The sequence below is a fragment of the Streptomyces mesophilus genome (assembly GCF_011044995.1).
Taxonomy (GTDB): Bacteria; Actinomycetota; Actinomycetes; order Streptomycetales; family Streptomycetaceae; genus Streptomyces; species Streptomyces mesophilus.
On sequence record NZ_JAAKZW010000059.1, the window covers coordinates 1 to 26,650 of the forward strand.

The 26,650-nt window shown below is 70.0% G+C and carries 27 protein-coding genes; 10 read left to right on the forward strand and 17 right to left on the reverse strand.

The features are described 5' to 3' along the window. Positions 1–61 precede the first annotated feature (61 nt). From G6045_RS16465 to G6045_RS16485, 5 genes are all read right to left on the reverse strand, one after another. Positions 62–763: a phosphonatase-like hydrolase gene (locus G6045_RS16465; protein WP_235967951.1), complete on the reverse strand. Its 702-nt coding sequence runs from the start codon at positions 761–763 to the stop codon at positions 62–64. 5 nt (positions 764–768) lie between these two features. After that, positions 769–1,890 carry a TIGR03364 family FAD-dependent oxidoreductase gene (locus G6045_RS16470; RefSeq protein WP_165332706.1) on the reverse strand — a complete coding sequence of 374 codons (1,122 nt, stop codon included), beginning with the start codon at positions 1,888–1,890 and terminating at the stop codon, positions 769–771. Between the two features lie 172 nt (positions 1,891–2,062). After that, positions 2,063–2,827 (reverse strand): GntR family transcriptional regulator, encoded by a 765-nt coding sequence (locus tag G6045_RS16475; RefSeq protein ID WP_165332707.1) that lies wholly within the window; start codon positions 2,825–2,827, stop codon positions 2,063–2,065. Positions 2,828–2,922: 95 nt separating this feature from the next. Next, on the reverse strand, positions 2,923–4,248 hold the full coding sequence (locus G6045_RS16480) for a hypothetical protein (protein WP_165332708.1): 1,326 nt from the start codon (positions 4,246–4,248) through the stop codon (positions 2,923–2,925). Between the two features lie 219 nt (positions 4,249–4,467). Continuing rightward, positions 4,468–5,595 (reverse strand): ROK family transcriptional regulator, encoded by a 1,128-nt coding sequence (locus G6045_RS16485; protein ID WP_165332709.1) that lies wholly within the window; start codon positions 5,593–5,595, stop codon positions 4,468–4,470. Positions 5,596–5,642: 47 nt separating this feature from the next. On the opposite strand from G6045_RS16485, the gene G6045_RS16490 reads away from it, so the two are divergent. Together G6045_RS16490 and G6045_RS16495 are read left to right on the forward strand one after the other, a co-directional pair. Then, positions 5,643–6,716: a Gfo/Idh/MocA family oxidoreductase gene (locus G6045_RS16490; RefSeq protein ID WP_165332710.1), complete on the forward strand. Its 1,074-nt coding sequence runs from the start codon at positions 5,643–5,645 to the stop codon at positions 6,714–6,716. Next, positions 6,713–7,174 carry a heme-degrading domain-containing protein gene (locus G6045_RS16495; RefSeq protein WP_165332711.1) on the forward strand — a complete coding sequence of 154 codons (462 nt, stop codon included), beginning with the start codon at positions 6,713–6,715 and terminating at the stop codon, positions 7,172–7,174. The genes G6045_RS16490 and G6045_RS16495 overlap by 4 nt, the downstream gene beginning before the upstream one ends. A 92-nt stretch (positions 7,175–7,266) precedes the next feature. Here G6045_RS16495 and G6045_RS16500 read toward each other — a convergent pair whose 3' ends face one another. The 5 genes from G6045_RS16500 to G6045_RS16520 all read right to left on the reverse strand — a co-directional run bounded on the left by G6045_RS16500 (position 7,267) and on the right by G6045_RS16520 (position 11,216). Then, on the reverse strand, positions 7,267–8,118 hold the full coding sequence (locus tag G6045_RS16500; RefSeq protein ID WP_165332712.1) for a fumarylacetoacetate hydrolase family protein: 852 nt from the start codon (positions 8,116–8,118) through the stop codon (positions 7,267–7,269). Positions 8,119–8,277: 159 nt separating this feature from the next. Beyond that, positions 8,278–9,024: a YidC/Oxa1 family membrane protein insertase gene (locus G6045_RS16505; protein ID WP_165332713.1), complete on the reverse strand. Its 747-nt coding sequence runs from the start codon at positions 9,022–9,024 to the stop codon at positions 8,278–8,280. Positions 9,025–9,143: 119 nt separating this feature from the next. Next, the gene (locus G6045_RS16510) at positions 9,144–9,452 is read right to left on the reverse strand and encodes a DUF6412 domain-containing protein (RefSeq protein ID WP_165332714.1); all 309 of its coding nucleotides are present in this window, start codon (positions 9,450–9,452) and stop codon (positions 9,144–9,146) included. A gap of 55 nt (positions 9,453–9,507) precedes the next feature. After that, a complete protein-coding gene (locus tag G6045_RS16515) occupies positions 9,508–11,004 on the reverse strand; it encodes a sodium:solute symporter family protein (RefSeq protein ID WP_165332715.1) in 1,497 nt (498 codons plus the stop codon). Then, positions 11,001–11,216: a DUF3311 domain-containing protein gene (locus G6045_RS16520; protein WP_328707800.1), complete on the reverse strand. Its 216-nt coding sequence runs from the start codon at positions 11,214–11,216 to the stop codon at positions 11,001–11,003. The genes G6045_RS16515 and G6045_RS16520 overlap by 4 nt, the downstream gene beginning before the upstream one ends. A gap of 70 nt (positions 11,217–11,286) precedes the next feature. On the opposite strand from G6045_RS16520, the gene G6045_RS16525 reads away from it, so the two are divergent. After that, positions 11,287–11,832, forward strand: a complete 546-nt coding sequence (locus G6045_RS16525) for a SigE family RNA polymerase sigma factor (RefSeq protein WP_165332716.1) — start codon at positions 11,287–11,289, stop codon at positions 11,830–11,832. Continuing rightward, positions 11,829–12,797 (forward strand): hypothetical protein, encoded by a 969-nt coding sequence (locus G6045_RS16530; RefSeq protein ID WP_328707801.1) that lies wholly within the window; start codon positions 11,829–11,831, stop codon positions 12,795–12,797. Before G6045_RS16525 ends, G6045_RS16530 begins: the two co-directional genes overlap by 4 nt. Before the next feature lie 25 nt (positions 12,798–12,822). Here G6045_RS16530 and G6045_RS16535 read toward each other — a convergent pair whose 3' ends face one another. After that, complete coding sequence (locus G6045_RS16535; protein WP_165332736.1) at positions 12,823–13,584, reverse strand: class E sortase; 762 nt, start codon at positions 13,582–13,584, stop codon at positions 12,823–12,825. Positions 13,585–13,849: 265 nt separating this feature from the next. Here G6045_RS16535 and G6045_RS16540 point away from each other — a divergent pair, with 265 nt between their 5' ends. From G6045_RS16540 to G6045_RS16550, 3 genes are all read left to right on the forward strand, one after another. Further along, on the forward strand, positions 13,850–14,860 hold the full coding sequence (locus tag G6045_RS16540; protein WP_165332717.1) for an SEC-C domain-containing protein: 1,011 nt from the start codon (positions 13,850–13,852) through the stop codon (positions 14,858–14,860). Between the two features lie 72 nt (positions 14,861–14,932). After that, positions 14,933–15,331: a very short patch repair endonuclease gene (locus G6045_RS16545; RefSeq protein ID WP_165332737.1), complete on the forward strand. Its 399-nt coding sequence runs from the start codon at positions 14,933–14,935 to the stop codon at positions 15,329–15,331. A 96-nt stretch (positions 15,332–15,427) separates the two neighbouring features. After that, positions 15,428–16,195: an HNH endonuclease gene (locus G6045_RS16550; protein ID WP_165332718.1), complete on the forward strand. Its 768-nt coding sequence runs from the start codon at positions 15,428–15,430 to the stop codon at positions 16,193–16,195. A gap of 82 nt (positions 16,196–16,277) precedes the next feature. Here G6045_RS16550 and G6045_RS16555 read toward each other — a convergent pair whose 3' ends face one another. Then, positions 16,278–16,826, reverse strand: a complete 549-nt coding sequence (locus G6045_RS16555) for an N-acetyltransferase (protein WP_165332719.1) — start codon at positions 16,824–16,826, stop codon at positions 16,278–16,280. A gap of 574 nt (positions 16,827–17,400) precedes the next feature. Here G6045_RS16555 and G6045_RS16560 point away from each other — a divergent pair. Next, on the forward strand, positions 17,401–18,252 hold the full coding sequence (locus tag G6045_RS16560) for an SDR family oxidoreductase (protein ID WP_165332720.1): 852 nt from the start codon (positions 17,401–17,403) through the stop codon (positions 18,250–18,252). Positions 18,253–18,344: 92 nt separating this feature from the next. On the opposite strand, the gene G6045_RS16565 is transcribed toward G6045_RS16560, so the two are convergent. Together G6045_RS16565 and G6045_RS16570 are read right to left on the reverse strand one after the other, a co-directional pair. After that, positions 18,345–19,835 carry an MFS transporter gene (locus G6045_RS16565; protein ID WP_165332721.1) on the reverse strand — a complete coding sequence of 497 codons (1,491 nt, stop codon included), beginning with the start codon at positions 19,833–19,835 and terminating at the stop codon, positions 18,345–18,347. Between the two features lie 115 nt (positions 19,836–19,950). Next, entirely contained in the window at positions 19,951–21,162 is a 1,212-nt protein-coding gene (locus tag G6045_RS16570) for a DUF445 domain-containing protein (protein WP_235967953.1), read from the reverse strand. Between the two features lie 465 nt (positions 21,163–21,627). On the opposite strand from G6045_RS16570, the gene G6045_RS16575 reads away from it, so the two are divergent. Both G6045_RS16575 and G6045_RS16580 read left to right on the forward strand, forming a co-directional pair. Then, positions 21,628–22,938 carry a GDSL-type esterase/lipase family protein gene (locus tag G6045_RS16575; RefSeq protein WP_165332723.1) on the forward strand — a complete coding sequence of 437 codons (1,311 nt, stop codon included), beginning with the start codon at positions 21,628–21,630 and terminating at the stop codon, positions 22,936–22,938. 52 nt (positions 22,939–22,990) lie between these two features. After that, positions 22,991–23,764, forward strand: coding sequence for a hypothetical protein (locus G6045_RS16580; RefSeq protein ID WP_165332724.1), 774 nt, complete (start codon positions 22,991–22,993; stop codon positions 23,762–23,764). On the opposite strand, the gene G6045_RS16585 is transcribed toward G6045_RS16580, so the two are convergent. The 3 genes from G6045_RS16585 to G6045_RS16595 form a co-directional block, all read right to left on the reverse strand. Then, positions 23,765–24,784, reverse strand: a complete 1,020-nt coding sequence (locus tag G6045_RS16585; RefSeq protein ID WP_165332725.1) for a hypothetical protein — start codon at positions 24,782–24,784, stop codon at positions 23,765–23,767. It abuts the gene before it with no gap. 94 nt (positions 24,785–24,878) lie between these two features. After that, entirely contained in the window at positions 24,879–25,571 is a 693-nt protein-coding gene (locus tag G6045_RS16590; protein ID WP_165332726.1) for a DUF1707 SHOCT-like domain-containing protein, read from the reverse strand. 106 nt (positions 25,572–25,677) lie between these two features. After that, positions 25,678–26,640 carry an ABC transporter ATP-binding protein gene (locus tag G6045_RS16595; RefSeq protein WP_165332738.1) on the reverse strand — a complete coding sequence of 321 codons (963 nt, stop codon included), beginning with the start codon at positions 26,638–26,640 and terminating at the stop codon, positions 25,678–25,680. Positions 26,641–26,650: the final 10 nt, after the last annotated feature.

Here is a 26,650-nt window from a genome sequence, read left to right on the forward strand (position 1 = left end):
GGAGGAGGGGTGGGGCGGCCCGTGAACAGGGACCCGGGCCGCCCCGGCCGGGAGGGTGGAGCTAGCGCGCCATGGCTTCGAACGCGGCGATGGCGTCCGGCAGTTGGGCGACGGAGGGCAGGACGTGCGTGGCGCCCGCGTCCTTGAGGGTCGGCTCGTCATGGGCGCCTGTCAGGACGCCGGCCACCAGACCGGCCCCGGAGCGGACGCCGCTGAGCATGTCGTACGCGGTGTCGCCGGCCACGGCGATCCGGTGCACCCCGTCCACGGCGCCGGTGCGCAGGAACGCGGCGAGCACCATGTCGGGGTAGGGGCGGCCGCGGCCCGCGTCGGCCGGGCACAGGGTGAGGTCCACCAGGTCGTGCCAGCCGAGTGCGGTGAGGATGGCGTCCTGGGTGGTGCGGGCGAACCCGGTGGTCAGGACGACCGTCCGGCCCTCGGACTTGAGGCGGCCGATGGCCTCCTCGGCGCCCGGCAGCGGCGCGATCCTGCCGCCGTCGACGAGCTCCCCGTAGGCCTGCTCGAAGGAGACGTTGGCGAGCTGCGCCTTCTCCTCGTCCCCGAACAGCGCCCGGAAGACCGTGATCTTCGACTCGCCCATGGTGTCGCGTACGTACTGCAGCTTCTCGGCGTGGTCGGCCGAACCCGGCTCGACGCCGAGCCGTTCGGCGGCCTTGCCGAAGGCCTGCTCCACCAGACCGCCGTCGGCGACGGTCGTGCCGGCCATGTCGAGGACGACGAGATCGAGGTGCTGGTTCGTCATGTGGCTCACCATCCGAGGGAGTTGGCAGTGGTCTCGGCGATCGCCGGGGAGCAGGTCATGCCGCGCCCGCCGGGCCCGGTCACCAGCCACACGCCGTCGCGCACCTGCTGGCGGTGGACGACCCGTGAGGTGTCGGTGCACTGCGCGTACACCCCGGCCCAGCGGCGGCGGATCTTCGGCAGCGGCCGGCCGAGAAACGACTCGACGACCTCGGTGAGGTGCTCGTACGGGTCTTCGAGGGTGTCGAAGGCGAAGGGGTGCTCGTACTCGTGGGTGTCGCCGATGGTCAGCCCGCCGTCGGCCCGCTGCACCATGAGCAGCTGCATCTTGTACGAGGCGGCCGTCGGAGTCTGTTCCTGCCCGGCGCCGAGGGCGTCCAGCGCGTCGGACCGGTAGGCGGGGTAGTACCGGAAGCTGTCCGCGTCCGCGACCGAGGTGGTGAGCGGCTCCCCCAGCGGGTCGGTCTGCATCATCTGCAGCCGCACCCGCCGCACGGGTATCTCGCCGGCCACTTCGCGCACGAGCCCACCGAGCCAGGCGCCGGTGCAGAGCACGACCACATCGCCGGTGTGCACGTCCCCGTGGTCGTCGCGTACGGCGTTCGAGCCGATGACCTCGCGGACCTCGCGGCCGGGCAGGAAGGTGTAGCCGGGCGACTTGAGCAGCTCCTCGCGCAGCGCCAGTTGAGCGGTGCGCGGCTCGACCGCGGCATCACGCTCGCAGTACAGCGCGGCCGCGAACTCGCCGCGCAGCGCCGGGTTGAACTCCCGCGCCTCGTCCGCGGTCAGCAGCTTGTAGCCGCGGGCCGCGGCGTCGTCACGGGCCAGCGCGGCCTGCGCGACGGCGAGCTCGAGATCATTGCGTACGGGAGTCAGGGACCCGTTGGCCCGGAACCCGAGGGCCGGGACGCGACCGCCGAGCTCCTCCCAGAGCTCGCGGGCCCGCAGCGCAGTGTCGAGCTCCTCGCCGCCCGCGCGACCGCTGACCCATATCTGCCCGAAGTTCCTGAGGCTGGCCCCACGGGCCTCGGCCTCCCGCTCGATCTGGACGACCTGATGGCCGCGTTCCACTGCTTGCCAGGCGTGCATGGTTCCCACCACGCCTGCTCCTACGACGATGACTCTCACGGCGGCAACGCTCCTCGGGACGGGTGCCCCGGGTCGGAAGACCCGGCAACGAGAGCGTGAACGAGCCACCAAACTTGGACTAGACCCGTTATCTATTCGTTACTCATTACGCGGGATGGTCAGCCCGAAAAGCCTCAATTGCCCGCCATGATGGGCGACTTGACCGGAATGTTCAGCCCTGCGATCCGAGCTGCGTGGTGAAGCTGAAGCGGTCCCCGCGGAACAGCGTCCGCACCCGCTCGAGGCGACGCCCTTCGGTGTCCCTCGAGACCCGGTGGATCAGCAGCATGGGCAGGGCGGGCGGCGTCCCGATCAGCAGAGCCTCGCGCGGCGTCGCGAGCACGGTCTCGATCCGCTCCTCGGCCGCGCCGAAGGTGATGCCGAGGCGGTCGGCCAGGTACGCGTAGAAGGACGAGTCCGGGTCGAACTCGGCGTCCAGGCGGGGCACTCGGGCCACGGTCACATAGGTGCTCTCCAGGCCGACCCGCTCGTCGTCGGCGAGCAGCACGCGCTCCATGTGCCATACGGGTTCGCCGCGTTCGGCGCCCAGTTCCTGTGCAAGCGCCTCCGGACACGGAAAGCGGTCGAGCGAGATGAGCGCCCGGCCGGGCCGGCGCCCCTGGCGGCGCACCCCTTCCGTATAGCTCGCGAGCGCGAGCGGCTGCTCCAGCTTGGGCCCCGCGGCGACGGTCCCGCGCCCGGCCCGCCGCAGCCGCCCTTCGAGCACCAGCTCCCTGAGCGCCTGCCGCACGGTCTCGCGTGCCACCTCGTAGCGCAGCGCCAAGTCGCGCTCGGTGGGAAGGGGTTGGCCCTCGGAGAGGCCCTCGACCAGTTCACCGATCCGGGCCTTCACGGCGTAGTACTTGGGGATCCGTCCATGCTCGGGAATCCCGGCTCTGACGGGGGCTCCGGGGTGCTGGTCGTTCGGGTAGTCCACGGGGGAACCCTATGCGCACCCGCACACGAAGCGGTGCCCGTGCCTTCGGCTGGAAAGGCACGGGCACCGCTTTCGGACGGTGGCGGGTCGGCTGGTCAGCGCCGTCGGAACCGGCGCCGAGATCCCACCACAAGAGCTCCGCCGCCGAGGAGGAAGGCGCCGGCGGTAGCCCCAAGCCCGAGCAGCGAGTCGTCGCCGCTCCGGCCTGTCTTTGCGAGTTCTTCCGGGGTGCGCGCGACACCCTTCCTGGAACTCCCCGAAATATCGAAGACGTAGTCCTCGGACTCCCCCACCCACTCGCCGTCGTCCGCGCGCCGCTGCACCACGGCGAGGCTCGCGGTGACGCGGTTGGCCCCGGTGTCGGCCGTGAACCGCAGCCGCACCGGCACGGTCACCGACTCGCCCGCGGGGATCGAGAACCCGCCGAACCCGTCGTCGAAGACCCCGACGTGCTCGTCGACATCCGTCCGCTCGAACGGAACCGGATGCCACTTTCCGTCCGGCGACTGGAACTCGAACTCGGCCTGCGCGGACTGCAGATCACGCTCGCGGTCGAGGAAGACGACGATCGGGTGGATGTTGCGGCAGGTGTCGTCCGAGGTGTTGGTCAGCTCCACCGACCAGTTCTCGAAGCCACCGCCCGGGTGGTACGTGGTGGGCCCGGGGTTGATCGACGACTCGATCGGGAAGTCGTCGCTGTCCTCGACGGAACACGTGGACTGCAGACCGGCCGAGGTGTCGGTGAGCCCCTGCTTCGGCGCGGGCTGGACGGCCGACTGCCGCGGCTGCTCGACGCTGGTGACGACGGGGGTGTTGCCCGTGCCGGAGTCCGTGTCTTCGGCTGCGTCGGTGCTGTCCGTGCTGTCCGAACTGTCGGTGCTGTCGGTGCTGTCGGTGCTGTCGGTGCTGTCGACTGCCGGGTTCACGGAGGTGCCGGTGTCGGTGTCGGTGGTGTCGGTCGCGTCACCCGTGTCGGTGGTGTCCGTCGCATCACCGGCGTCGGTGGTGTCCGTCGCGTCCGAGCCCGTGTCCGTACCGGAGGTGTCCGTGGAGTCCCCGGTCGCGTCCGGCTCGCCCACGGCGCCGACGTCCTCGCCGGATCCGAGGTCGGTCGCGGCGTCCGCATCCGTCGAGGAGTCCGAGGCATCCGCGGCGTCCGACGCATCGGCGGCATCCGAGGTGTCCGCGGCATCCGCCACACCCGCATCCGCGTCGGCACTCGCGTCCGCATCCGCATCCGCCGACGAATCCGCCGCAGCCGCCCGCGTCCCACAGTCCTGAGCCGTCCCGAGCACCGCAAGGCTCAGGCAGTTGCTCGTTCTGAGCAGCGGGTCGTCATCTGCCGATGCCGGCACCGCGACCACCGCAGGGGAGAGTGCCGCGGCGGTGACGCCGACAGCGAGAACACTGCGCAGTCGCATGGAGGAGACCTTTACGGAGCACGGAACAGAGGGGCCCACCCAAGCGCCGATCCGTGGAACAAGCCCGCACGCCCCGGGCAACCAGGACATGCGAACCTCCGGCCGAATCAGCCGTAAGTGGCGTCCGTGACCCTGCCACGCGCGCGCGGCCTCTCGCGCGCGCCACGGCCCCGTGGGGCCGAATGGCCGCCGAATCCCCCTCTATCAGCCCAGTTTCCGTCAATTCCGATTGGCGGGAAAGGCCACATTCGCGCGCCCGAACAGGGGCGCAAGGACCAGTTGTGCGGCCCCTTCGGCCACCAGCCGTCCGCCCCCTTCGGCCTCCCGCACCGGCACCTCGACCGTCGACCGCGCACGCCCGCGGACCACGTCCGAGACACCCCGTACAAAGATCTCCGGGGCCCGCTCGACCGTGCGGCCACCGAGGAGTACGAGGTCGATGTCGAGCAGCCCGACGACATTCGCGGCGCCTTCGCCGAGCACCCGCGCCGCCCTCCCGAGCTCGCCGGCGGCGACCGCTTCGAGGCAGAGCGCCTCGATGCAGCCGCGGTTGCCGCAGGAGCAGAGGGCGCCGTCCAACTGCAGCACCTGGTGGCCGAATTCGCCCGCCCCCGTGCGATCTCCCCTATATAGAGCACCGGTCAGGACGAGACCGGCCCCAAGTCCCGTACCGAGATGGAGATACGCGAAGGAGCCGCCACCGGACGGACGGGCCAGGGCCAGTCCGAGCGCCGCCGCATTGGTGTCCTTGTCGACGACGACCGGCGCACCGAGGCGCTCGGCCAGCGCGTCGCGCAGCGGGAAGCCGTCCCACTCGGGGAAGCCGGTCACCTGGTGCAGGACCCCGCTGCGGTGGTCGAGCGGGCCGGGCAGGGCGACACCGACGCCGAGGACGGACTCGCGTACGGCGGTGAGCGCGGCGACCTCGCGGGCCACGGCGGTGAGGACCGCATCCGAGCCGGCCCCCAGATCCAGGGGCGCGGCACGCTCGGCGACCACCGCACCCGAGAGGTCCATGAGCACCGCGACGAGCGCGTCCCGGTCGAGGTGGATGCCCACCGCGTGCCCGGCCCCGGGTGCCAGGCGCAGGACGGTGCGCGGCTTGCCGCCGGTCGAGGCCCTGCGGCCCGCCTCCGCGGCGAGGCCCTCGTCCCGCAGCCGCCCGACGATCTTGCTGACGGCCTGCGGGGTGAGCCCGGTCCGCTCGGCGAGCTCGAGGCGGCTGATGCCCTCCTCACCCGCGCTGCGCAGCAGGTCGAGGACAAGCGCGGCGTTGTGTCCGCGCAGGGCAGGGAGGTTCACGCCTGGGGTGCCGGTATGCGATGAGATGGGGTTCACGCCCCCCATTCTCCTGTTCGCTTGCACTTTGGCAACAGCGTTGTTTAAGTAGAAGCATGACTTCCACGCTCAGGGTCGGCCTCGTCGGCTACGGCCTCGCCGGTTCCGTATTCCACGCCCCGCTGATCGCCGCGACCGAGGGTCTGACGCTCGACACGGTGGTCACGTCCAACCCCGAGCGCCAGGCTCAGGCGCGCGCCGAGTTCGGCGACGGGCTGCGCTTCACCGCCTCGCCGGACGAGCTGTGGGAGCGGGCCGACGAGCTCGACCTGATCGTGATCGCCTCGCCGAACAAGACCCACGTCCCCCTCGCCACCGCCGCGCTCAAGGCCGGTCTGCCGGTCGTCGTCGACAAGCCGATCGCCGGTACGGCCGCCGAGGCCCGTGAGCTCGCGGCCCTCGCCGACGAGCGCGGGCTGCTGCTCTCGGTCTTCCAGAACCGCCGCTGGGACAACGACTTCCTGACCCTCCAGAAGCTGATCGCCGACGGTGAGCTCGGCGAGATCCAGCGCTTCGAGTCCCGTTTCGAGCGCTGGCGTCCGCAGCTCAAGGGCGGCTGGCGCGAGTCGGGCAACCCCGAGGAGATCGGCGGTCTGCTCTACGACCTCGGCAGCCATGTCGTCGACCAGGCGCTGACCCTGTTCGGCCCGGCGGTCCAGGTGTACGCGGAGGCCGATGTGCGCCGCCCGAACGCCGAGACCGACGACGACACCTTCATCGCGGTGACCCACGCGAACGGGGTGCGCTCGCACCTGTACGTCTCCGCCACCACGGCCCAGCTCGGCCCGCGTTTCCGCGTGCTCGGCTCGCGTGCCGGTTTCGTCAAGTACGGCCTCGACCCGCAGGAAGCGGACCTGAAGGACGGCAAGCGCCCGTCCGCCGACGGCACCTGGGGCACCGAGCCCGAGTCGCTGTGGGGCCGCGTCGGCTCCGGTGAGTCCCCGCTGACCGGCGGCGGCCGCCCCGAGCCCAGCCTGGCGGGCGACTACCCCGCGTACTACGCCGCGGTCGCCGCCGCCGTACGGGGCGACGCCCCCAACCCGGTCACCGCGCACGAGGCGGCAAGCGCCCTCGACGTCCTGGAAGCGGCCCGCCGTTCGGCCCGCGACGGTGTGGCGGTGCAGCTGTGAGCGCCCCCACCGTCGAGGAGCTCGAGGCACAGGAACAGCGCCTGGTCCTGGACCACTTCACGCATGACGACGCCTGGGAACTGGGCTCGATCCTGGTGAGGATGGCGCGTGAGCGCCGGGCCCCGGTCGCCATCGACATCCGCCGCGGCGGTCAGCAGCTCTTCCACGCCGCGCTGCCCGGATCGACCCCGGACAACGACGCGTGGATCGACCGCAAGCGCCGGGTCGTGGAGCGTTACGGCTGTGCGTCGTTCCTGGTGGGAGCGCGTTTCCGGGCCAAGGGCACGACCTTCGAGGAGTCCTCGCGGCTCGACCCCGACACGTATGCCGCGCATGGTGGCGCGTTCCCGATCGCGGTGCGCGGGGCGGGTGTCATCGGGACCGTGGTGGTCTCCGGGCTTCCGCAGGCGGAGGACCACGCGATGGTGGTCGAGGCTCTGGAGCGCTTCACTTCTTGAGTGCGTACGACGATGGGGCGCCCTTCACCGTGAAGGGCGCCCCATCCTCGTATGCCGTGAAGCAGTGAAGGCGTGAAGCCGTGAAAGAACCGCTACGCGTCCTTGAGCTCCTGGCGCTGGCGGCCGAGACCCTCGATCTCCAGCTCGACCACATCACCGGCCCGCAGATACGGCTTGGGCTCGGGCTCGCCCATCGCGACACCCGCCGGCGTACCGGTGTTGATGATGTCGCCCGGGTAGAGCGTCATGAACTGGCTGACATAGCGGACCACTTCGGCGACCGGGAAGATCTGGTCGGCGGTGGAGCCGTTCTGCTTGAGCTCGCCGTTGACCCAGAGCTTGAGGCCGAGGGCCCCCGGGTCTGCGATCTCGTCGGCGGTCACGAACCAGGGGCCGAGCGGGTTGAACGTCTCGCAGTTCTTGCCCTTGTCCCAGGTGCCGCCGCGCTCGATCTGGAACTCGCGCTCCGATACGTCGTTGGAGATGGCGTATCCCGCGACGTGCGCGAGCGCCTCCTCGTGCGACTCCAGGTAGCGCGCGGTGCGGCCGATCACGATGGCGAGCTCCACCTCCCAGTCCGTCTTCACGGACTTACGGGGGATGAGCACGGTGTCGTTCGGGCCGACGACCGTGTCCGCGGCCTTGAAGAAGATGATCGGCTCGCCGGGTATCTCGGCGCCGGTCTCCCGGGCGTGGTCGTGGTAGTTGAGCCCGATGCAGACGACCTTGCCGATCCGCGCGAGGGGCGCGCCGATGCGCTGCCCCTCGGCGTCGAGCACGGGGAGGGTCGCGGCGGCTTCCCGGACCCGGGTCAGCGCGGCCTCGTCGGCGAGGAGTTCGCCGTCGATGTCCGCGACGATCCCGGACAGGTCACGCAGGATGCCGTCCTGGTCCAGCAGCGCCGGGCGTTCCGCTCCCGGGTTTCCGACTCGCAGCAGCTTCATCGTTCACTCTCCTGTGGTCGAAGGGTGCCGATGGGTTGCGGCCATCGGAGCTTTGGCCGATCCTCCAAGAAATAGGTCCAGCCCGCAATACCCCGTTCACGTACTGGACCGTCACAAGGCGTGATCTCCTCGGGCGTTCCCCGGCGTCCCCGCCCGCTCTCAGACGGCCGCCGCAAGGGCGGTCGGGGGCATGTCCCGGTAGAGGAAGTAGCGTTCGGCGGCGCTCCATGTGGTGCTGGTCACCACGTACAGCGCTGCGGCGAGCGGGACGACGGCCACCGTGAACAGGGTGAGGAACGACATCAGCGGCATGAACTTCAGCATCGCGCCCATCCCGGGCGGGGTTTCGGCACCCGTGGCCGGCGCGGTGGCCATCTGCTGCTTCGTACGCCGGTAGTTGAAGGTGGCCACGGCGGCCACGAGCACGAACAGCGCGACATAGACAAGACCCGCCGCGCCGAAGAGCCCGCCGTCCGCCAGCGCGTCATGGAAGCGCCCGCCGAGCGGTGCGGCGCCCAGCGTGTGGCCGAGCAGCGGGTTGGCCTCGCCGCCGATCTCCTGGTTGGAGAACAAGTGGTACATCAGGAAGAAAGCGGGCAGCTGCAACAGGCTCGGCAGACAGCCGGACAGCGGCGACACCCCTTCCTGCTTGTGCAGTTCGAGCATCGCCTTCTGCAGCTTCTCGGGGTTCTTGGCGTGCTTCTTGCGCAGGTCGGCGAGTTGCGGGGCGAGCTTGGTGCGGGCCTTCTGGCCGCGGGCCGCCGCACGCGAGAGAGGGTGTACGGCCAGGCGTACGGCCATCGTGAACAGGATGATCGCGACCGCCACGGACGCACCCTGGAACAGCGGGTGCAGTGCGTCGGCAAGCTGGTCGACCACGTCGGCGAAGCCACTGAAAACGGACATGCGGGGCCCCTTCGGGGAGTCTCGTCGTACCGGAAATGCCGGTGGACCGGCGGGTTTTCGGCGTGACGGACCGCGTAAGGGGGCAGGCAGATGCCCTGCTCAGGTGGGACGAGGGTGGCTTACGCGGCCGTCGGGACGAGACGCCCCGGTGCTCGCGGACGCGAACGTCCCGCGGCGTCCGGATCGCGCTGCGGCAGGAAGGCCGTACGTTGCTCGCGGTCGCGGATCGCGGTGCGCACCCGGGCCGGCTGCACGGCCGGCACCGAGCGCGAGGCGATCAGCGCGCAGACGGCGAGCGCGGTACCGGCCGCGGCGGTCGCGGCCAGGGCGACGGCGGCGGAGAGCGGACCCGCGTCGGTGAGCAGCACCTGCGTCACGAGCAGGAGCAGCAGTCCGGTGACGCGCAGATCCTTGAACCTGTCGATCACGGCTGCCTCCTCTCGCGTATCGCGGGCTGGTCTTTGCTGGTGCTGCTCCTGAATCCTACGCGCCGGCCGGCTCGTCCACGAGGGGCTCTTTGGCCAGCACTTCACGGTGGGGACGTACGTCACGGTCCTTGGGCCCTGCCCAGGTGACCACGAGCGCCACCGCGATATTCGCGGCGAGAGCCACAAGCCCCGCGTTGATCCCCCACACCGGATCGTTCTCGGTGAAGACCAGCGCACAGACGATCGCGACCCCGACGGCCAGACCGCTCAGCGCCGCCGCCGTGGTGAGCCGGCGCCAGACCAGGCCGAGCAGCAGCATCGGCAGGAGCTGCGCCATCCCCTCGTACGAGATGAGCGAGAGCCGGACGAGGGTGTTCGGGGCGGCGTACGTCATGATCAGCGCGAGCGTGCCGGCGATCACGACCACGACCTGGGACGCGTTCTTCTGCCGCTCCTGGCTGTGCAGCCGCGGTACGTGGCTCAGCACACTCCTGCCCCACATCGTCCCGATGACCAGCATGAACACGGCCATCGGCACGATCGACGAGAGCGCGGCCGCGACCCCGATCACCCCCACCGCCCAGGCCGGCAGCGAGTCCACGACCAGCTTGAAGAGCGCCAGATTCGAATCCGCGCCCGCGAGACCGGGGACGACGAAGAGCGCCGCCATGCCGAGCAGCATCGGGACGAAGAGCAGGATGTTGTACGCGGGGAGCAGGATGGCGTTGCGGCGCAGGGCGTCGGCGTCGCGGGCGCCCAGGTAGCCGGCGACGGTGGTCGGGAAGATCACCACGGTGAAGGCGTTGAGCACGGTGGTCGAGGCGAACCAGGCCATGCCCAGACCGCTCTCGCCGTGCCCGGGGAGCGTCAGCCAGTCGCGCTTCTGCTCGACGATCCGGTCGAGGAACGGGCCGTATCCATCGAAGTAGTGCAGCGGCACGTAGATCGCGAGGAACGCGAGCGTGCCGATGACCAGCACGTCCTTGAGCACCGACACCCAGGCGCTGCCGCGGAGGCCGCTGACGACCACGAAGCCGGTGGTGATCGCGAAGGCGAGGAAATAGGCCCAGTTGAGGCTGATCGTCCCGTACGAGATCGTCGAGACGACCACGCCCATGCCGGTGATCTGCAGCTGGATATAGGGGAGAAGGAAGACCGTGGCGAGGACGGCGACGGCGGCGCCGAGCCAGGGCTTTCCGTAGCGGTGGCTGATCATGTCGGTGATGCCGACGAGTTGGTGGTCGCGAGCGTAGGCCCAGAGCATCGGTCCGACCACGTAGCCGACCGCGTAGCCGCAGGACATGTACGCGACGACGTACAGGACGGGTGCGCCGTAGTTGTATCCCCAGCCGGCGGCCCCGAGGTAGCTGAAGCTGGTGTAGCCCTCACCGGCCATCAGCACCCAGATGAACACGGCCCCGAGGCTGCGCCCGCCGACCGACCACTCGGCGAGCCCGCCCTGGCCGCCTCGTCCGCGCACGGCGAGCAGGCCGAGGGCCACGGTGGCCACCATGAAGACGGCGAAGACGGTGGTGGCGATGGCGGCGTTCACTGCCCGTGCCCCTTCTGGTGGTTGCGGTGCTTGCGGTCCCCGCGCCAGGTCATCCAGACGGCGAACGGGGTGAGCACGGTCGCCCCGATCAGCCAGGCGAAGAAGAACGGCAGCCCGGCGACAGTGGGTTCGACGCGGTTGACGAACGGCAGGGCGCCTGCGTACAGGACGAACGGGACGAGCAGCCACAGGAGGTGGGGGCGAGCAATCACGCGAAGGAGCCTACGGGCCGGGCAACCGAATCCGGCGGAACGGTGGTCTGGAGGTCGAGGGGGTGCAGACATGAGAGCCGATGAAGAGGACGGCTACCGGGAGTTCGTCAGGGCGTCCTGGCCGCAGCTGGTGCGCACGGCGTATCTCCTGACGGGCGATCTCCACCATGCGGAGGATCTGACGCAGACGGCGCTGGCCAAGGCATACCGCTCGTGGCGCAAGGTGTCACGCAGCGACCGGCCGGAGGCGTATGTCCGCAAGATGCTGGTCACGTGCAACAGCGACCGGTTCCGCAAGCGACGCGTCGGCGAGCACCTCACGGCGATACCGCCGGATGTCGCGGGCCCCTATGACGCCGCGGCGCAGGCCGACGACCGCGGCAGTCTGCTGCGGGCGTTGGCCCAATTACCGCCCAGGCAACGGGCGGTGGTCGTGCTGCGGTACTGGGAGGACCTCTCGGAGAGCGAGGTGGCCGAGGTGCTCGGCTGTTCGGCGGGCACGGTCAAGAGCCAGGCGGCGAAGGGGCTTGCGAAGCTGCGGGCTTGTCCGGAGCTGGCCGCGTCGGGGGTGGACTCCGCCGGTGAGATCGCAACGAGTGGGGGAGGGAACTGGTGAAGCACTTCAGGCAGGACGACGAGTTCGGCGAGGACGCACCGCGGACACCGCTGGAGGAACGGCTGCGGGAGCTCCTGACCGAGCGGACCGGGGCGATCCGGCCGGACGAGGCTCCGGTCGATGACATCGTGCGGCGCGGACGTAACGGACGGCGGCTTCGGGTGGCCGTGACGGCCTCGGCGCTGGCGGTGGCGGTCGCGGTGCCGGTCGGCGCGTACGCGGTCGGACCGGGCTCGGGTGACGACGCCCCCGCCGCGAAGCGGCCGTCCCCCACGAAGGTCGCCGCGCCGCCCGCGCGCACCACGCCGGAGCCGACCCCGCCCGGTCCGCAACCACCGGCCTCATCCGGCCAGTTGGTCGACGGGATCACCTTCGAGGAGGCGGCGGACGGGCTGGAGAAGTGTCTGGGCCGCCACGAGGAGGGGGAGCGTGCAAGCACCGAGGAATCCATGACCACCGACCTGGGCAAGCCGGAGGACTACCGCATCCTGCTCGCGCACCGGAAGACCGGTGACGACAATGCGCCCGACGACGGCATCTGGGTGGTCGCCACGACGGAGCAGCCTGTGCCCCGGCCCAACCGCGTCATCTGCGGGATCAAGGGCGATGAGGTCACGGCCATCAACAGCGGCGCGGGACCCCTCCTTCCCGAGGAAGGCCCCGTCTACTCGGACCTGAACGGCGGCAAGCTCTACAAGCAGAACATCTTCACCAGCGACGGCTGGCGACTGCCTTTCCGCTGGGGAAACATCGGCCAGGTCACGTCCGAGGTCGACCGTGTCACGGTGACGTACGGCGGCGAAACCGTCGAAGCGGCCGTGGACCACGGCTGGTTCGCGGCGACGGGCGTCGTCGAGGAGCAGCCGGCGACGGCTCCGCGCATCAAGGGGTATGACGCGAAGGGGAAGCAGATATACGACTCGGCCCAGGACAAGAACTACGAGCCGGGCCTGCCCAAGGGCTGACAGGACTGGCGGCGCGAGGCTGCCCTCAGCGCTTCTTGATGGCGGTCAGCTTGCCCCAGACGATCAGCCGGTACTTGGAGGTGTACTCCGGGGTACAGGTGGTGAGCGTGATGTAGAGACCGGGCTCGTTGTAGCCGTACGACGGTTTCACGATGCTGCGCGGCACCTTCGCGATCACCCCGCTGTCGCGGGCGCTGGTCTGCGGCAGGGTCCGGTCCACGGTGTACGTGAAGGTCGCTGCCTTGGTGTCCACCGTGAGGCGGTCCCCCTTGCCGAGCCGGTTGATGTAACGGAACGGCTCGCCATGGGTGTTGCGGTGCCCGGCCAGCGCGAAGTTGCCGGCACCGCCGGGCTGCGCGCTTCCCGGGTAGTGGCCCACGTACCCCTTGTTGAGCACCCCCTGCTTGCTCACGCCCTGGGCGACGGGGACGCGTACGCCGAGCTTGGGGATGGAGAGCACGGCGTAGGCCTGCTCGTAGTCGGGCACGCGAGGCTTGTCCGGTGCCGTCGCCCGGTGATCACCCTCGTCGGGCGGAGGCTCGGCCAGCTCACCGAGGTCCTCGGGCGCCGCGGCCTGTTCGCCCTCGTCGCCGTCACCCGCCGCTGCCGCCTCGTCCGTCTCCCATTCCCTCTCCAGCGCCTCGACCTTCCGCTCGGCGCCCTCCCTGGCCTGCCGGTTGGTCCACCACAGCTGGTGCACGACGAGCAGCAGCAGCACGACTCCCACGGTCACGGCGACCTCGGCGCCGGTCCACAGCCCCCGCAGCCAGGGGGCATACCGCCGCATCCGAGGGGACTGCCGGCTCCCGCGGCCGCCCTGCACGACCACCGGAATCCGCTCCCGACTGCGCACCCGCACGGCGCCTCCCCTCCTCGCAGGGCTGCAGGGTAGGTCGGAAGCGGACAAGTGACCAGGCCGGTGCGGAGGTTGAGACGCACGGCCGGACCGTCGCGGGCGGAGGCCACGACACGGCCATGGACGCAGGCGCGGCCCGAACGTCGTACCGATGGGTCCTGCCGAAAGGGCCGGCCCGGGCAGTACGGTGAACCTCATGCGCCCCGACACGCCTGCCGATTCCACGGATCACACCGCCGAAGCCGAGCGTCTGCTGCGCACCGCGGCGCAGTATCCCGAGGATGCCGAGCACCTGCTGCTGCACGCCGCCGCCCACCTGGAGCTGGCCGGCGACCGCCCCCAGGCCACGACGCTCTACGACCGGCTCCTGGCCGGTGAGCTGGAGGACGCGTCCCTGGTCCGCGCCTTGAAGGCCGCCAACCTCTGGGAGTACGGCCACGAGGCGGAGGCCCGGGCCATCATCGAGGGCCTGCGCACCACGGCCCCGCGCTCCCCGGAAGCGTGGGTCATCGCCGCGGAATCCCTGGAGACCCACGACGAACTGACCTCGGCACAGGAGGTCTTCACCGAGGGGGTCGAGCTCCTGACCGTCCAGGGCGAGGAAATCCCCTACGACTGCCGGCCGCTGCTCCTCGGCCGCCACCGCGTCCGCCGCCTGCTCGCCCTCCCCCACGACGTCTGGGACGTCCTCGCGGACGACGCCCACTCGTCCTCCTCCCCCATCTCCCTGGACGAACTCCACGACCCGAAGCGCACCTGGGCCCTGGGCTCATCGGACCCGGAGGAACTGAGCGCGGAAATCGCCCGCCTCCGCGCCGAACTGGGCACGTTCCGCGCGGCCTTGTCCCGCCCCTTCCCGGTAGCGGTCCTGCACTGGCCGTCGACGGAACTGGCGGAACTCCTGGCCGCGTACCCGACCCTGACCTCGGAATACCCGTCCCACGAGGAACACCTGGCGACCATAGAGTCGTCTCTGCGGGAGCTGGCGGCCTCCGGCACGGAAAACCTCGGCATCGTCACAGCCACAGTCCCCTCCTACGAGGCCTTCGCAGCTTCGGAGGGCACCTCCCCTACGGACACCTCCCTCCTCCCCCAGTACGCGACGACATTGGCGGCCCGAGGGCGAGCGGTGGCTTGGCCTCCGCGGGGGGAGTGTTGGTGTGGGTCGGGGGTGGCGTACAGCGATTGCCACGGGACGGACAGCTGAATCCGGCCGCGTCTCCGGCACAATGCCAGAGTGCCTGATGCGCCCCCTTCCTCGCCCTCCGTCTCGGCCCGGATGAGCCGGCAGAACTCGCGAGACACAGGACCCGAGATCGCGGTACGCCGTCTACTCCACTCCAACGGCTTCCGCTACCGCGTCCACTATCCCGTGCCAGGGGCGCCGAGACGCAAGATCGACATCGCGTTCGTGGGGCCACGCATCGCGATTTTCCTCGACGGTTGCTTCTGGCACGGCTGCCCGCAGCACGCAACGAGCCCTAAGGCCAATGCGGAGTGGTGGCAGAACAAACTGGACAGAAATATGGCGCGCGACCGGGAGACGGGAGAGCTCCTGGAAGCTTCAGGCTGGACAGTTCTGCGCTTCTGGGAGCACGAAGAGCCTGAATCGGTCGCCCAAGTGATCGCCCACGCCAGGCAGGCTGCGGGCTCACCAGTGCGAGACGCCAGAAATTAGTTGCACCCTCACAACTTCCGCTACCGCAACGGGTTCCAGGCGCCCTAGTTCGACCATCCCAACAGGATGGCTGCGAACGCCAATACGATATGCCGCATGCGGAGCCCGGCGTGGACCCAAGACGAACTCATACTCGCCTGTGCCCTCGTGGCAAGCAACGAGTGGCGCGAGTACCGAACCGCCGATCCTCAGGTCCAGGATCTCTCGAATCTTCTACGGTCACTGCCCCTGCACCCGCAGGAAGCCCGCACGCTCCCACAGTTCAGGTCCCCTGACAGCGTCAGCCGCAAGACGGCAGACATAGCGTCGAACCATCCGGACTACACCGGAAAGCCGACCCGCTGCGGCGAACCGACGAGGCGCATGATCGCCGCATTCGTCGCCCACGAGGCGGAGATGCTCGCCGTTGCGAGGGCCATCGAAGAGGGCATCGGCTCCGGCGAACTCCACCGGATCGAGCCACAGCCCGACGAGGCGGATGACGAGGGGAATACCGCGCTTGAGGGGCGTCTGCTCGCTCGGTGGGTTATCGCGCGCGAGCGGAACCCACGTCTGCGCCACCGGAAGATAGATCAGGCACGCAGCGTTGGCGCCCCCCTGGAATGCGCGGTCTGCGGCTTCGACTTCGAGCGTGTCTACGGTCCACGGGGCGCGGGGTATGTCGAGGTCCACCACGTACTGCCTCTTCATATATCCGGCCCCCGGGAGACCAAGCTGGACGACCTGGCCTTCCTGTGCGCCAACTGCCACCGCATGTGTCACAGGACACGTTCTGGACGATCGTGGCTCACCCCTGAAGCGCTGCAGACGGAGATGCGCAGTTTCAGACGCAAACAGCCCTCCGGCGCGGTCAGTAGCCTTTGACAAGGGGACCTGTCAGAGGTGAATCGGGCAGGTGCCAGGCCTCACCCGGACAGAAGTCCCCTAGGCCAACCCACGCCCACCCCTAAGCCGCCAACTCCGCCCGAGGATGCCCCGGTGCCAGAAACACCACCACATCGTTGTCCGCCTCCGGCAGCGGTCGCACCTCGTGCCAGCCCAGGCGCCGGTAGCTGGCCACCGCTGACGTGGCGCGGCGGGACATGGGGACCCATGCGCGGCCCGACGGGGCGTCCTTGACGAACTCCGACAGGAGCGAGCGGCCGACGCCCGCCGGGCGGGCGCGTTGGCGGACTGCCAGCTCGTCGAGTTCCAGGGCGCCGACCAGGAGTGAGCGCACCCGGTCCGGGCCCAGTTGGGCGACGACCTTGGCGTAGGTGCGGGTGTCCGGCAGGGACGCGGGCGTGAGCCAGGCGATGGCGAAGCCGTCGATGCCCTGGCCGGACTGGGCGAGTACGGCGCGGAAGCCGGGGCGTTCGGCTTCGTTGCACAGGCGGTAGTGGAAACGCTGGATCGATTCTTCGTTCTCGTTCCACGGCGGGGCCGAGAAGACCTCGGCGTACGCGTCGACCAGGTCTTCCACGAGGTCGAGGACGGTGGGTCCGTAACAGATCACCTGAACTGCTCCTTGCTCCGCTCCTTGGATCCCGGACTCGCTCCCGCGAGGTCTCGCTGATCCCGGTTGATCCACTGGGTGCCCCCGCATACGGCGGAGGCGAAGGCGAAGGTGACGGCCACTACAGAGCCGCGTACCTGCATGCGCTATGACCGAATGTAGGCGGTACGGGCCGGTATTGAATGCAGAGTCCGCTAGAACACCCTCTGATGCGGATGAGGTTGGTCGGCGAGGATCATCAACTTCCGTACCGTAAAGCCGAGATGAGCATGGAACATATGCGTTCAGGGCCTCTGGGAAGGTGCTCCCTCGGCGCACTGAAATGCCCCACAAATGGCCTCCGGGTACGGGCGTGTCGCGCCCGGCCACCGTTCCTACGGTACGAAGACCGACCCCTCCCCGTACGCCCCATCCCTGAACTGGACGCCACTGAACTCCCGTACGAGAGCGGCGGGTTGGACGACGATCGGACATCCGTCGAACACCTCGGATCGAGGACAGAAGCTGTCCGCATTCCTCTCTACCTTGGGGAGTACCAAATCACCCACGGATTACCAGCACCCAGGGAGAAGCCATGATCCTCGTCACCGCCGCCACCGCCCCCGTGGGCCGCTCCGTGGTCGAGCAGTTGGCCGCCGGCGGTGTCGCCGTCCGTGCCCTCACGCGCGACCCCGATCGGGCCGGATTGCCGCCGCAGACCGAGGTCGTCCCGGGCGACCTCGGGGACGCGGGGAGCCTGAAGGCCGCCCTCGAAGGGGTCGACGCGGTGTTCCTGCTCGCCGCCTCGCCGGACTTCGACGCGGCCGGCTTCGCGGCACTGGCCGAGGAGGCCGGCGTACGGCGGATCGTCTTCCAGTCGTCCGGCGCCGTCGTGGACGGCGAGGACGAGCAGCCCGACCCCGTCGCCGCGTTCCACCACGGCATCGAGCAGGCGCTGCGCGGCTCGGCCGTCGCGTACACCTTCCTGCGTCTGGCCGTCGAGTCGTCCGGCTCGCTGGAGTGGTCCTTCGACCTGGCGGGCCAGCTGTCACGCGGCGACGTGATCGCCGGACCGTACGCCGAGGCCCTCGAAACCCCCGTCCACCCGGCCGACTTCGCCGCCGTCATCATCGCCGCGCTCACGGACGACGGAGCCCACGCCAACCGTGTGTACCCCGTCACCGGACCGCATCGGCTGAGCCTGCGCGAGCAGGCGCGGCTCCTGGGCGAGGCGCTGAACAGGCCTTTGCGGTACGAGGAGTTGGCGCCGGACGCGGCCCGTGCGGCGATCAGCCCGTACGCTCCGGCCGACCTGCTCCTGAGCACCTGGGAGCGCCACACCACGGGCCCGGCGCCCGTCGCCGACACCCTCCAGCGCCTCACGGGTACGGACGGCCGCAGTGTGCGGGAGTGGGCGGCCCACACGGCCCTCCGGCTCACCCGCTGACGGCCCTCCGGCCCACCCACTGAAGGCGCACCACCGGACAGCCCCACCACCGGACAGCCCCACCGCCGGACAGCCCCCACCGGCGGCCACCCTCACCCGGTGGTCGCCGGCGCCCCCGCGGACGACGTCCCGGTCGCCGCCGACAACGGCGCCGCGATGTCCTCGAGCGACCGCCGTTCGGCGCGTACCGCGAACACCGCCGCCACCAGACCCGCCGCCACCATCAGCCCGGCCCCGATCTGGAACGCGAGCACCGTGTCCGCGACCACGCCCGACTCCGTGAGCTTGGCGAACAGGAGCGGGCCGCTGATGCCGCCGGCCGCCGTGCCGACCGCGTAGAAGAAGGCGATCGCCATCGCGCGGGTCTCCATCGGGAAGATCTCGGAGACGGTGAGATACGCGCTGCTCGCGCCGGCCGAGGCGAAGAAGAGGACCACCGACCAGCAGGCGGTCAACGACGTCGCGGTCAGCGAACCCTGGTCGAAGAGGTAAGCCGTGCCGAACAGCAGCAGACCGGAGAGCACGTACGTCGACGTGATCATGACCTTGCGGCCGATCGTGTCGAAGAGCCGGCCGAGCAGCAGCGGTCCCAGGAAGTTGCCGGCCGCGATCACCGCGAAGTAGTAGCCGGTGCTGCCGGTGGGCACGTCGAAGAACTTGGTCAGGATCGCGCCGAAGCCGAAGGTGATCGCGTTGTAGAGGAAGGCCTGCCCGATGAAGAGGGAGAGGCCGAGGACCGTGCGCTTCGGGTAGGCGGTGAACACGGTGCGCGCCACGGTCAGGAACCCGATCGACTTGCGCTGCCGGATGGTCATCTCCGAGGCGGGCGGCGGCAGTTCGGTGCCCTTCTCGGCCCGTACGCGGTCCTCGATCGAGCTGACGAGATCCTCCGCCTCCTGGCTCCTGCCGTGGATGAACATCCAGCGTGGGGATTCGGGCACATTGCGCCGTACGAGAAGGATCACCAGGCCCAGGACCACGCCGAGCGCGAACGTCAGCCGCCAGCCGACGTCCATGGCGAAGAGCGAGGTGTCAAGCGCGACGATCGAAAGCAGCGAACCGCCGATCGCACCCAGCCAGAAGCTGCCGTTGATGATCAGGTCGACCCGGCCCCGGTAGAGGGACGGGATGAGTTCGTCGATGGCCGAGTTGATCGCCGCGTATTCGCCGCCGATGCCGAAGCCCGTGAAGAAGCGGAAGACGAAGAACCACCAGGAGCTGAAGGAGACCGCGGTCAGGGCCGTCGCCGCCAGATAGACGGCGAGCGTGATGATGAAGAGCTTCTTGCGGCCGAACCGGTCGGTCAGCCACCCGAAGAAGAGGGCTCCGCTGCACGCTCCGGCCACATAGAGCGCGGCCGCGACGCCCGTGACCTGCGCGGACGAGATCGGCAGACCACTGCCCTCCTCCGAGAGGCGGCCCGCGATATTGCCGACGATGGTGACTTCGAGGCCGTCGAGGATCCAGACCGTCCCTAACCCGATCACCACCATCCAATGCCAGCGCGACCAGGGCAGCCGGTCGAGTCGGGCGGGCACGGACGTGGTGACCGTGCCGCTGGGGGCGGCGGATCCGGTGGACATACGACACCTCCTGGAAACGGTGCCGTCCGAGTCCCCCCGGCCTGCGGGTTTACGCCCCGGGCGCGTGCGTCAGCGTGTACGCCTACGCCCCCGGCGCATGCGTCAGCGCGTACACCTACGCCCCCAGCGCATGCGTCAACGTATAGATCAGCAGCCCCACCAGCGACCCCACCACCGTGCCGTTGATCCGGATGAACTGCAGGTCGCGGCCGATATGCGCCTCGATCTTCTGCGTCGTCTGCCCGGCGTCCCAGCCCGCCACGGTGTCCGTGATCAGTGAGGTGATCTCGCGGCGGTACGTGTTGACCACATGCACCGCGACATCCTCGACCCAGCCCTCGACCTTGTTCTGCAGCCGGGCATCGGAGGACAGCCGCGCACCGAGGGACAGCAGCGCGGCCCGTACCCGCAGACGCAGTTCGCTGCGCTCGTCCTCCGCCGCCGCCACGATCATCTGGCGTACGGAGGACCAGGCCGAGGCGATGATGTCCTGGACCTCGCCGCGGCCGAGGACCTCGGACTTGAGGCGCTCCACGCGCATCCGCGTATCCGTGTCGGACTGCAGATCCGACGCGAAGTCCGTGAGGAAGCGGTCGATGGCGCCGCGCGCCGGATGCTCGGGCATGTCGCGCATCTCGGTGACGAAGCGCAGCAGTTCCTTGTAGACCCGCTCGCCGACCTTCTTGTCCACAAAGCGCGGGGTCCAGCCCGGCGCACCGCCCTGGACCGCGTCCATCACCTGGTCGCTGTGCAGGACCAGCCAGTCATGGGCGCGTACGCAGACCAGGTCGACGACCTTGCGATGGCCGCCGTCCGCCACGATCTTGTCCAGGGTCTTGCCGATCCCGGGCGCGATCTCGGCGGCGTCCGCACGCCGTGTGATGGCCTCGCCGACCACGGCCTGGACATCGGAGTCGCGCAGGACGGTGAGGGCGCCGCGCAGGGCCGTGGAGAGTTCGGCCGTGACGCGGTCGGCGTTGGCGGGCTCGGCGAGCCAGTCGCCGAGCCGGGCGCCGATGTTGACGGCGCGCAGACGGCGGCGTACGACATCCTCGGAGAGGAAGTTCTCGCCGACGAACTCGCCCAGCGACGCGCCCAGTTGGTCCTTCTTCGTGGGGATGATCGCGGTGTGCGGAATGGGCAGGCCGAGGGGGTGCCGGAACAGGGCCGTGACCGCGAACCAGTCCGCCATCGCACCCACCATGCCCGCCTCCGCGGCGGCCGCGGCATAGCCGGTCCAGGGGCCGAACCCGGAGTTCTGCGCCCACTTGGCCAGGACATAGACGACCGCGACGAAGACGAGCAGACCGGTCGCGGTGGCCTTCATACGGCGCACCCCGCGGCGGCGCTCCTCGTCGGCCGCATTGAATGAGAAGCCGGAACCCGGGGAATGCTGCCCGCGGGAAGGTGGTCCGGATTCCTCCGGATCTGGTCCGGTTTCTTCCGCATCCTTCACGTTCGTCTGCTCCATCCGCCCTACCGCTCCATCCGCCGGCCGGCCCCCGGGGTCACGCACCTATTGTCCCTGCCTGAGCCGTTCTTCGAATTGTCCCTGCTTGCCCGTTCCTCGAACGCATCACATCTGACCGACTCCTGGAACGCATCAGGAGTTCCCGGCGTCCTCCTTGTCGACGCGGAACCCGGGGAATCTCAGGGATGACCCGGACGGCGCGTACGGGAAGACGGCAGGGCACGACACGGGGGGTACCGTGCGCGACCTCGGGCCGCATACCGCAAAATGGGATTGTCCAACCGGAGCCTCGGGCTCCCCTGCCCGAGGAGCACACCGCGCATGACCAAGCGTCACGGTTATGCCCTTCTCGCCACGCTCGCCACTGTCGTCGTGCTGGTCTCCACTGTCATCTACCTCACCTTCTCCGGCGGCGCCGGCCAGGACACCACCATCAGCGCCGGCCCCTCCCCGCAGGGTTCCGCCGATCGCGCGGCCGCCGGCTCCTGGGTCGGCACGTGGGCCGCGGCCCCGGCCGGCGCCGAACCGCGCACGGGCGCGGGCTTCGCGGGCCGCACCCTGCGCAATGTGGTGCACACCAGCGTCGGCGGTACGAGTGCCCGCATCACGCTCTCCAACCTCTTCGGCACCCGGCCCCTGGCGATCAGCCACGCCTCGATCGCGCTGGCCTCCGCGCCGAGCAATCCGACCGCGCTGCCGGACAGCCTGCGCCGCCTCACCTTCGGCGGCCGGCCCGGGGCCCTGATCCCCGCGGGCGGCCAGCTCGTCTCGGACGCGGTCCGGCTCGACGTACCGGCGGATGCGGACCTGCTGGTCAGCACCTACTCGCCGACGCCGTCCGGACCGGCCACCTACCACCCGCACGCACGCCAGATCTCGTACGTGGCGAACGGCGACCAGACGCAGAACCCGCGCGGCGACACCTACACGGAGCAGAGCCCGTACTGGCGCTATCTGGCCGCTGTCGACGTGCTGACCCGCGAGGCGTCCGGCTCCGTGGTGGTCATCGGCGACTCGCTCACCGACGGCGTCACCTCCACGCTCGGCGCCAACGCCCGCTGGACCGACGTCCTCGCGGACCGGCTGCGCGAGGAGGCGGGCGCGCCCCGGCTCGGCGTGCTGAACGAAGGCATCAGCGGCAACCAGCTGATTCCCGGCGGGCAGTTCAAGGCCGCGGGCCCGAGCGGGGTGAGCCGCTTCGAGCGCGACGTCCTCTCCCGTACGGGGGTGAAGTCCGTGGTCGTCGTCCTGGGCGTCAACGACCTGCTGCGCAACCCCCGGTACGCCGACGCCGGCCGGCTCCTCGACGCGATGCGCGAACTCACCCGCCAGGCGCACGCCCGCGGACTGCGGGTCACGGGCGCCACGTTGATGCCCTTCAACGGCCACCGCGGCTACCGTCCTCATCTGGACCAGCTGCGCCGCACGATCAACGCGGAGATCCGCGGCGGCCGCGTCTTCGACTCGGTCGTCGACTTCGACCGCGCCCTGCGCGATCCGTACGCACCGGACCGACTGCGGGAGCCGTACGACTCGGGCGACCATCTGCACCCGAGTGACGCGGGCTACCGCAAGATGGCGGAGTCCTTCAACCTTTCGCACCTGCGGGGTTCGGCCCCGGCCGAGCTCTGAGCCCTGCCCGCTCCCTGCGCCTGCGCGGTCGTTAGTCTTCGCGGATGCGTACGTGGTGGAGGGGGCGGCGACGGAGGCGCTCGATCCGGGGGAGGATCTGTCCCGGCTCGAGGCCGTGACGAAGATCCTCGCCCGTGAAGAGCTGTGCGATCCCGCGGAACTCGGGTCGCTGATCGAGGCGGCGACCGCGACCGGACCGACCGAGCCGGGCAAGGACTTCGTCGCCGAGAAGTTCCCCCATCCCGAAGAGGCGCGGGCCGCCTTCGCCTACCGGCGCTATGAGTCGTCCATCGAGGGGCTCATACAGAACGCGGCGCGCCACCCGGAGGCCTTCGCACTGCTCTACGACGCCGAACTGGCCTCACTCGCCCACTACTTGGAACGTGTGGACCCGAAGTCTCTGCTCATCACCGAGGACCTCGGCAAGAAGGACAGGGGTGGCAAGCCCAGGAAGGTCCTTGACTACGGCACCAGATGGGCGGTCACGTACACGGCCGAGCGGGTGGGCACACTGCTCGGGCACCGCCTGGCCAACGCCCGTCACGGTGAGATCGCCGATCTCGGCGCATTCGACCGGGAAGTGCGCCGCCATCTGAAGGGCGAGTACAGAACCGCACCGGAACTGGTCCGCACCCGGCCCGTCATGGGTGACATCGCCCGCCGCCCGGCCGCCGCAAAGCTGTCGGGCGACGTGTTCGACGGCCGTGAGCGGCTGCTCGGCGTGCTCGACGCCTGGATCGAGTCCCGCGCCGTACCCGAACGGACGGCCGCCCAACTGCGCAACCTGGTGGCCGACGGCTATCTGCAAGCGCTGCGCTCTCTCTGATCAACCGGCCGGCATCGGGCGCACATCCGTGCATCCCCGCCGCTTCGCCTGGTCCTTGGCGAAGGTGAGCACCAGTTCGCGCAGTTCGCGGTCGGAGACCGCTGTGTCGTCGTCCGCCCAGCCGTCGAAATTGACCAACTCGCCCTCGCAGCGGGCCGTGACGGTATTGCCGTCACGTCGGCCGTCGTGTCCGGTGACCAGGCTGGTGCTCCAGTCCCCGAAGTACGCACCCAGGCCGGCATTGACGGGCCGGTCCTTGTCGTCGTCGTACGAGGCCCGCTCCTCCCCAGGGGTTTCCAGGTAGAGCTCGCAGTGGACCACCGGCGTGGTGTCACCACCCACCACCCGAACCCGGGTGCCCTTCGGCAGTTGCGCCGAGGCCGTGCCACAGGCCGAGTCCCGTACGTCGGTCGCCTTCTTCGGCTTGGCGTCCCTGCTCAGGACGTCATCGGGCACCTTCAACGGCTTCGCGCCACAGCCCAGTTGACCGGAAGCGCGGTGCGCCCCCGTCACCGCGGCCTGCAGCAGCGCGACCGAGGGGTCGCCGGTCGTCCCGCCACGGGCCACGACCAGCATCGTGCGCGGGCGGCCCTTGTCGTCCCTGCCGAGCGCGGGACATTCCTGTCGGAGTACGGCGTGACCCGCCCCGTCGAAGAAGCCGGGCAGGCCATGGGGCAGCCCGGTCATCGCGTCGAGGCCTCGCTCGGCGCTGCGCAGCATTCCGGCATCCTGCTGATCGCGGCCGGTGTACGCGTCGATGCCGACCAGCCGTTCGGTGCGACCGCTGTCCGTCTCGTACTCCAGTGAGCAGGAGTACTGGCCCAGCTCTTCGATCAGCTGCTCGTCCGTGTTGGCGAGCGGTCGCTCATCGGCGTTGAGCACATCGACGACGAGGTCGGGGAAGACCCCGCCGCAGGCCTCCCGCGCCAGCCACCAGTCCTTGACGTGCGGCTTGGCGCAGTAACCCACCAGCCCCAGCACGGCCACGCCCACCAAGGCGAGCTTCACCCAACGTCGCACCCGCAACCCACCCCGTACCACCGAAGACCGATCCGGAGCGGACCCTACCGCGAGGCCGGCGGGGGCTGGACGAGGGCCCTGGTCCCCCAGCTCCTCAGTCCTCCAGCTCCTTGCGCTCCGCCCTCTTCTCCAGCTTCTCCCTGCGGCGCTCCTCCTTGAGGCGCTGCTTCTCCGCGCGGGTCACTTTGCGTTCGACACCGACCCCGCCCATGAGCGCGAAGCCCGTGAGGACCACCCGGGGCGCCCCGGGGTCGCCCGGTACGCCCTCCTCGCGGTGGTCGAAGCCGCCCATGATGCCGAAGCCGCGCACCACGACCTCGACACCGGGCGGGACGATCACGCTCATCCCGCCCATGATCGCCACGCAGTTGACCACGATCTCGCGGTCCTCGAAGTGGGCCTCGCGCAGATCGATCTCGCCGCCGCCCCAGAACGCGAAGCAGTTGAAGCGGCGCGGCGCGGTCCACACGCCCTTGCGCTGGAAGCCGCCCATGATCGCCACGCCGCCGCGCGAGGTGGCCTCGCCGCCGATGCGCGCGGGCCAGCCGGGGCTGCCGGCCGCCTGAGCGGGGGCGAACGGCACGGGCGCAGCGGCCTGTCCGGCGCCCGGCAGATCGCGGGTCAGGGGCTCCAAGTCCCCGTACGTACGCGCCTTGTAGACGGAATCGAGGCGCTCCTCGAACTCCTCCATATCGAGGCGGCCCTCGGCCAGCGCGTCCCGCAGCACCTCGGCGACCCGCTCTCGGTCGGCGTCTGATGCCCTCAGCTCGGGCAGGTCGTCGGTCATATGAATCAGCCTAGCCGGGCGACCGCCACGAGGGTCACCCCCGCCGAACCCGAGCCGGGCGACCGCCGCGAGGGTCACCCCCGCCGAGCCACCGCCACGGAGAAGGTCACCCCAGCTCCGCCCGGTCCGCGTACATCTTCGCGATCACCGCTTCGATATCGGGCTCCCGTACGGAGAGATCCACCAGCGGATACGCGGAGGCGATCTCGGTGACCAGGGGCGCCGCGGACGCGGAGGCCGGGAACGCCAGCCACTGGCGGGGCCCTTCGACCCGCCGGACCCGCGCGCCGGGCACGTCGAGCGGGGGCAGTTCGCGCTCCAGGTCCACCACCAGGGTGCGTTCGCTCTCGCCGATCTCGTGGAGTCCGGCGAGCGCCCCGTCGTACATCAGACGGCCGTGGTCGATGACCATCACGCGCTTGCAGAGCTGCTCGATGTCCTGCAGATCGTGGGTGGTGAGCAGGATGGTCGTACCGGCGGAGGTATTCAAGTCCCGCAGGAATTCGCGGACTTTGGCCTTGCTGACGACATCGAGGCCGATCGTCGGCTCGTCGAGATACAGCACCTCCGGGTCGTGCAGGAGCGCCGCCGCGATATCGCCGCGCATCCGCTGGCCGAGGGAGAGCTGGCGTACGGGGACGGCCAACAGCTCGGCGAGGTCGAGGAGTTCGACGCAGCGGTCGAGGTTGGCGCGGAAGCGGGCGTCGGGAATGCGGTACATGCGGTGGGCCAGCTTGTACGAGTCGATCAGCGGCAGGTCCCACCACAGCGTGGTGCGCTGTCCGAAGACCACACCGATGCGGTGGGCGAGCCGGGTGCGCTCGCGGGAGGGGTCGATGCCCGCGACCCGTACGCGCCCGCCGCTCGGCGTGAGGATCCCGGTCAGCATCTTGATCGTGGTCGACTTCCCGGCACCGTTCGGCCCGATGTAGCCGACCATCTCGCCGCGCGGCACGGTGAAGCTGATGCCGTCGACCGCCCGCACCTCATGGCGTTCGCGCCGCAGGAACCCCTTCTTCTTGCGGACGTCGAACACCTTCCGTACGTCCTCGAGCTCGATGAAATCCATGGTCTCCAAG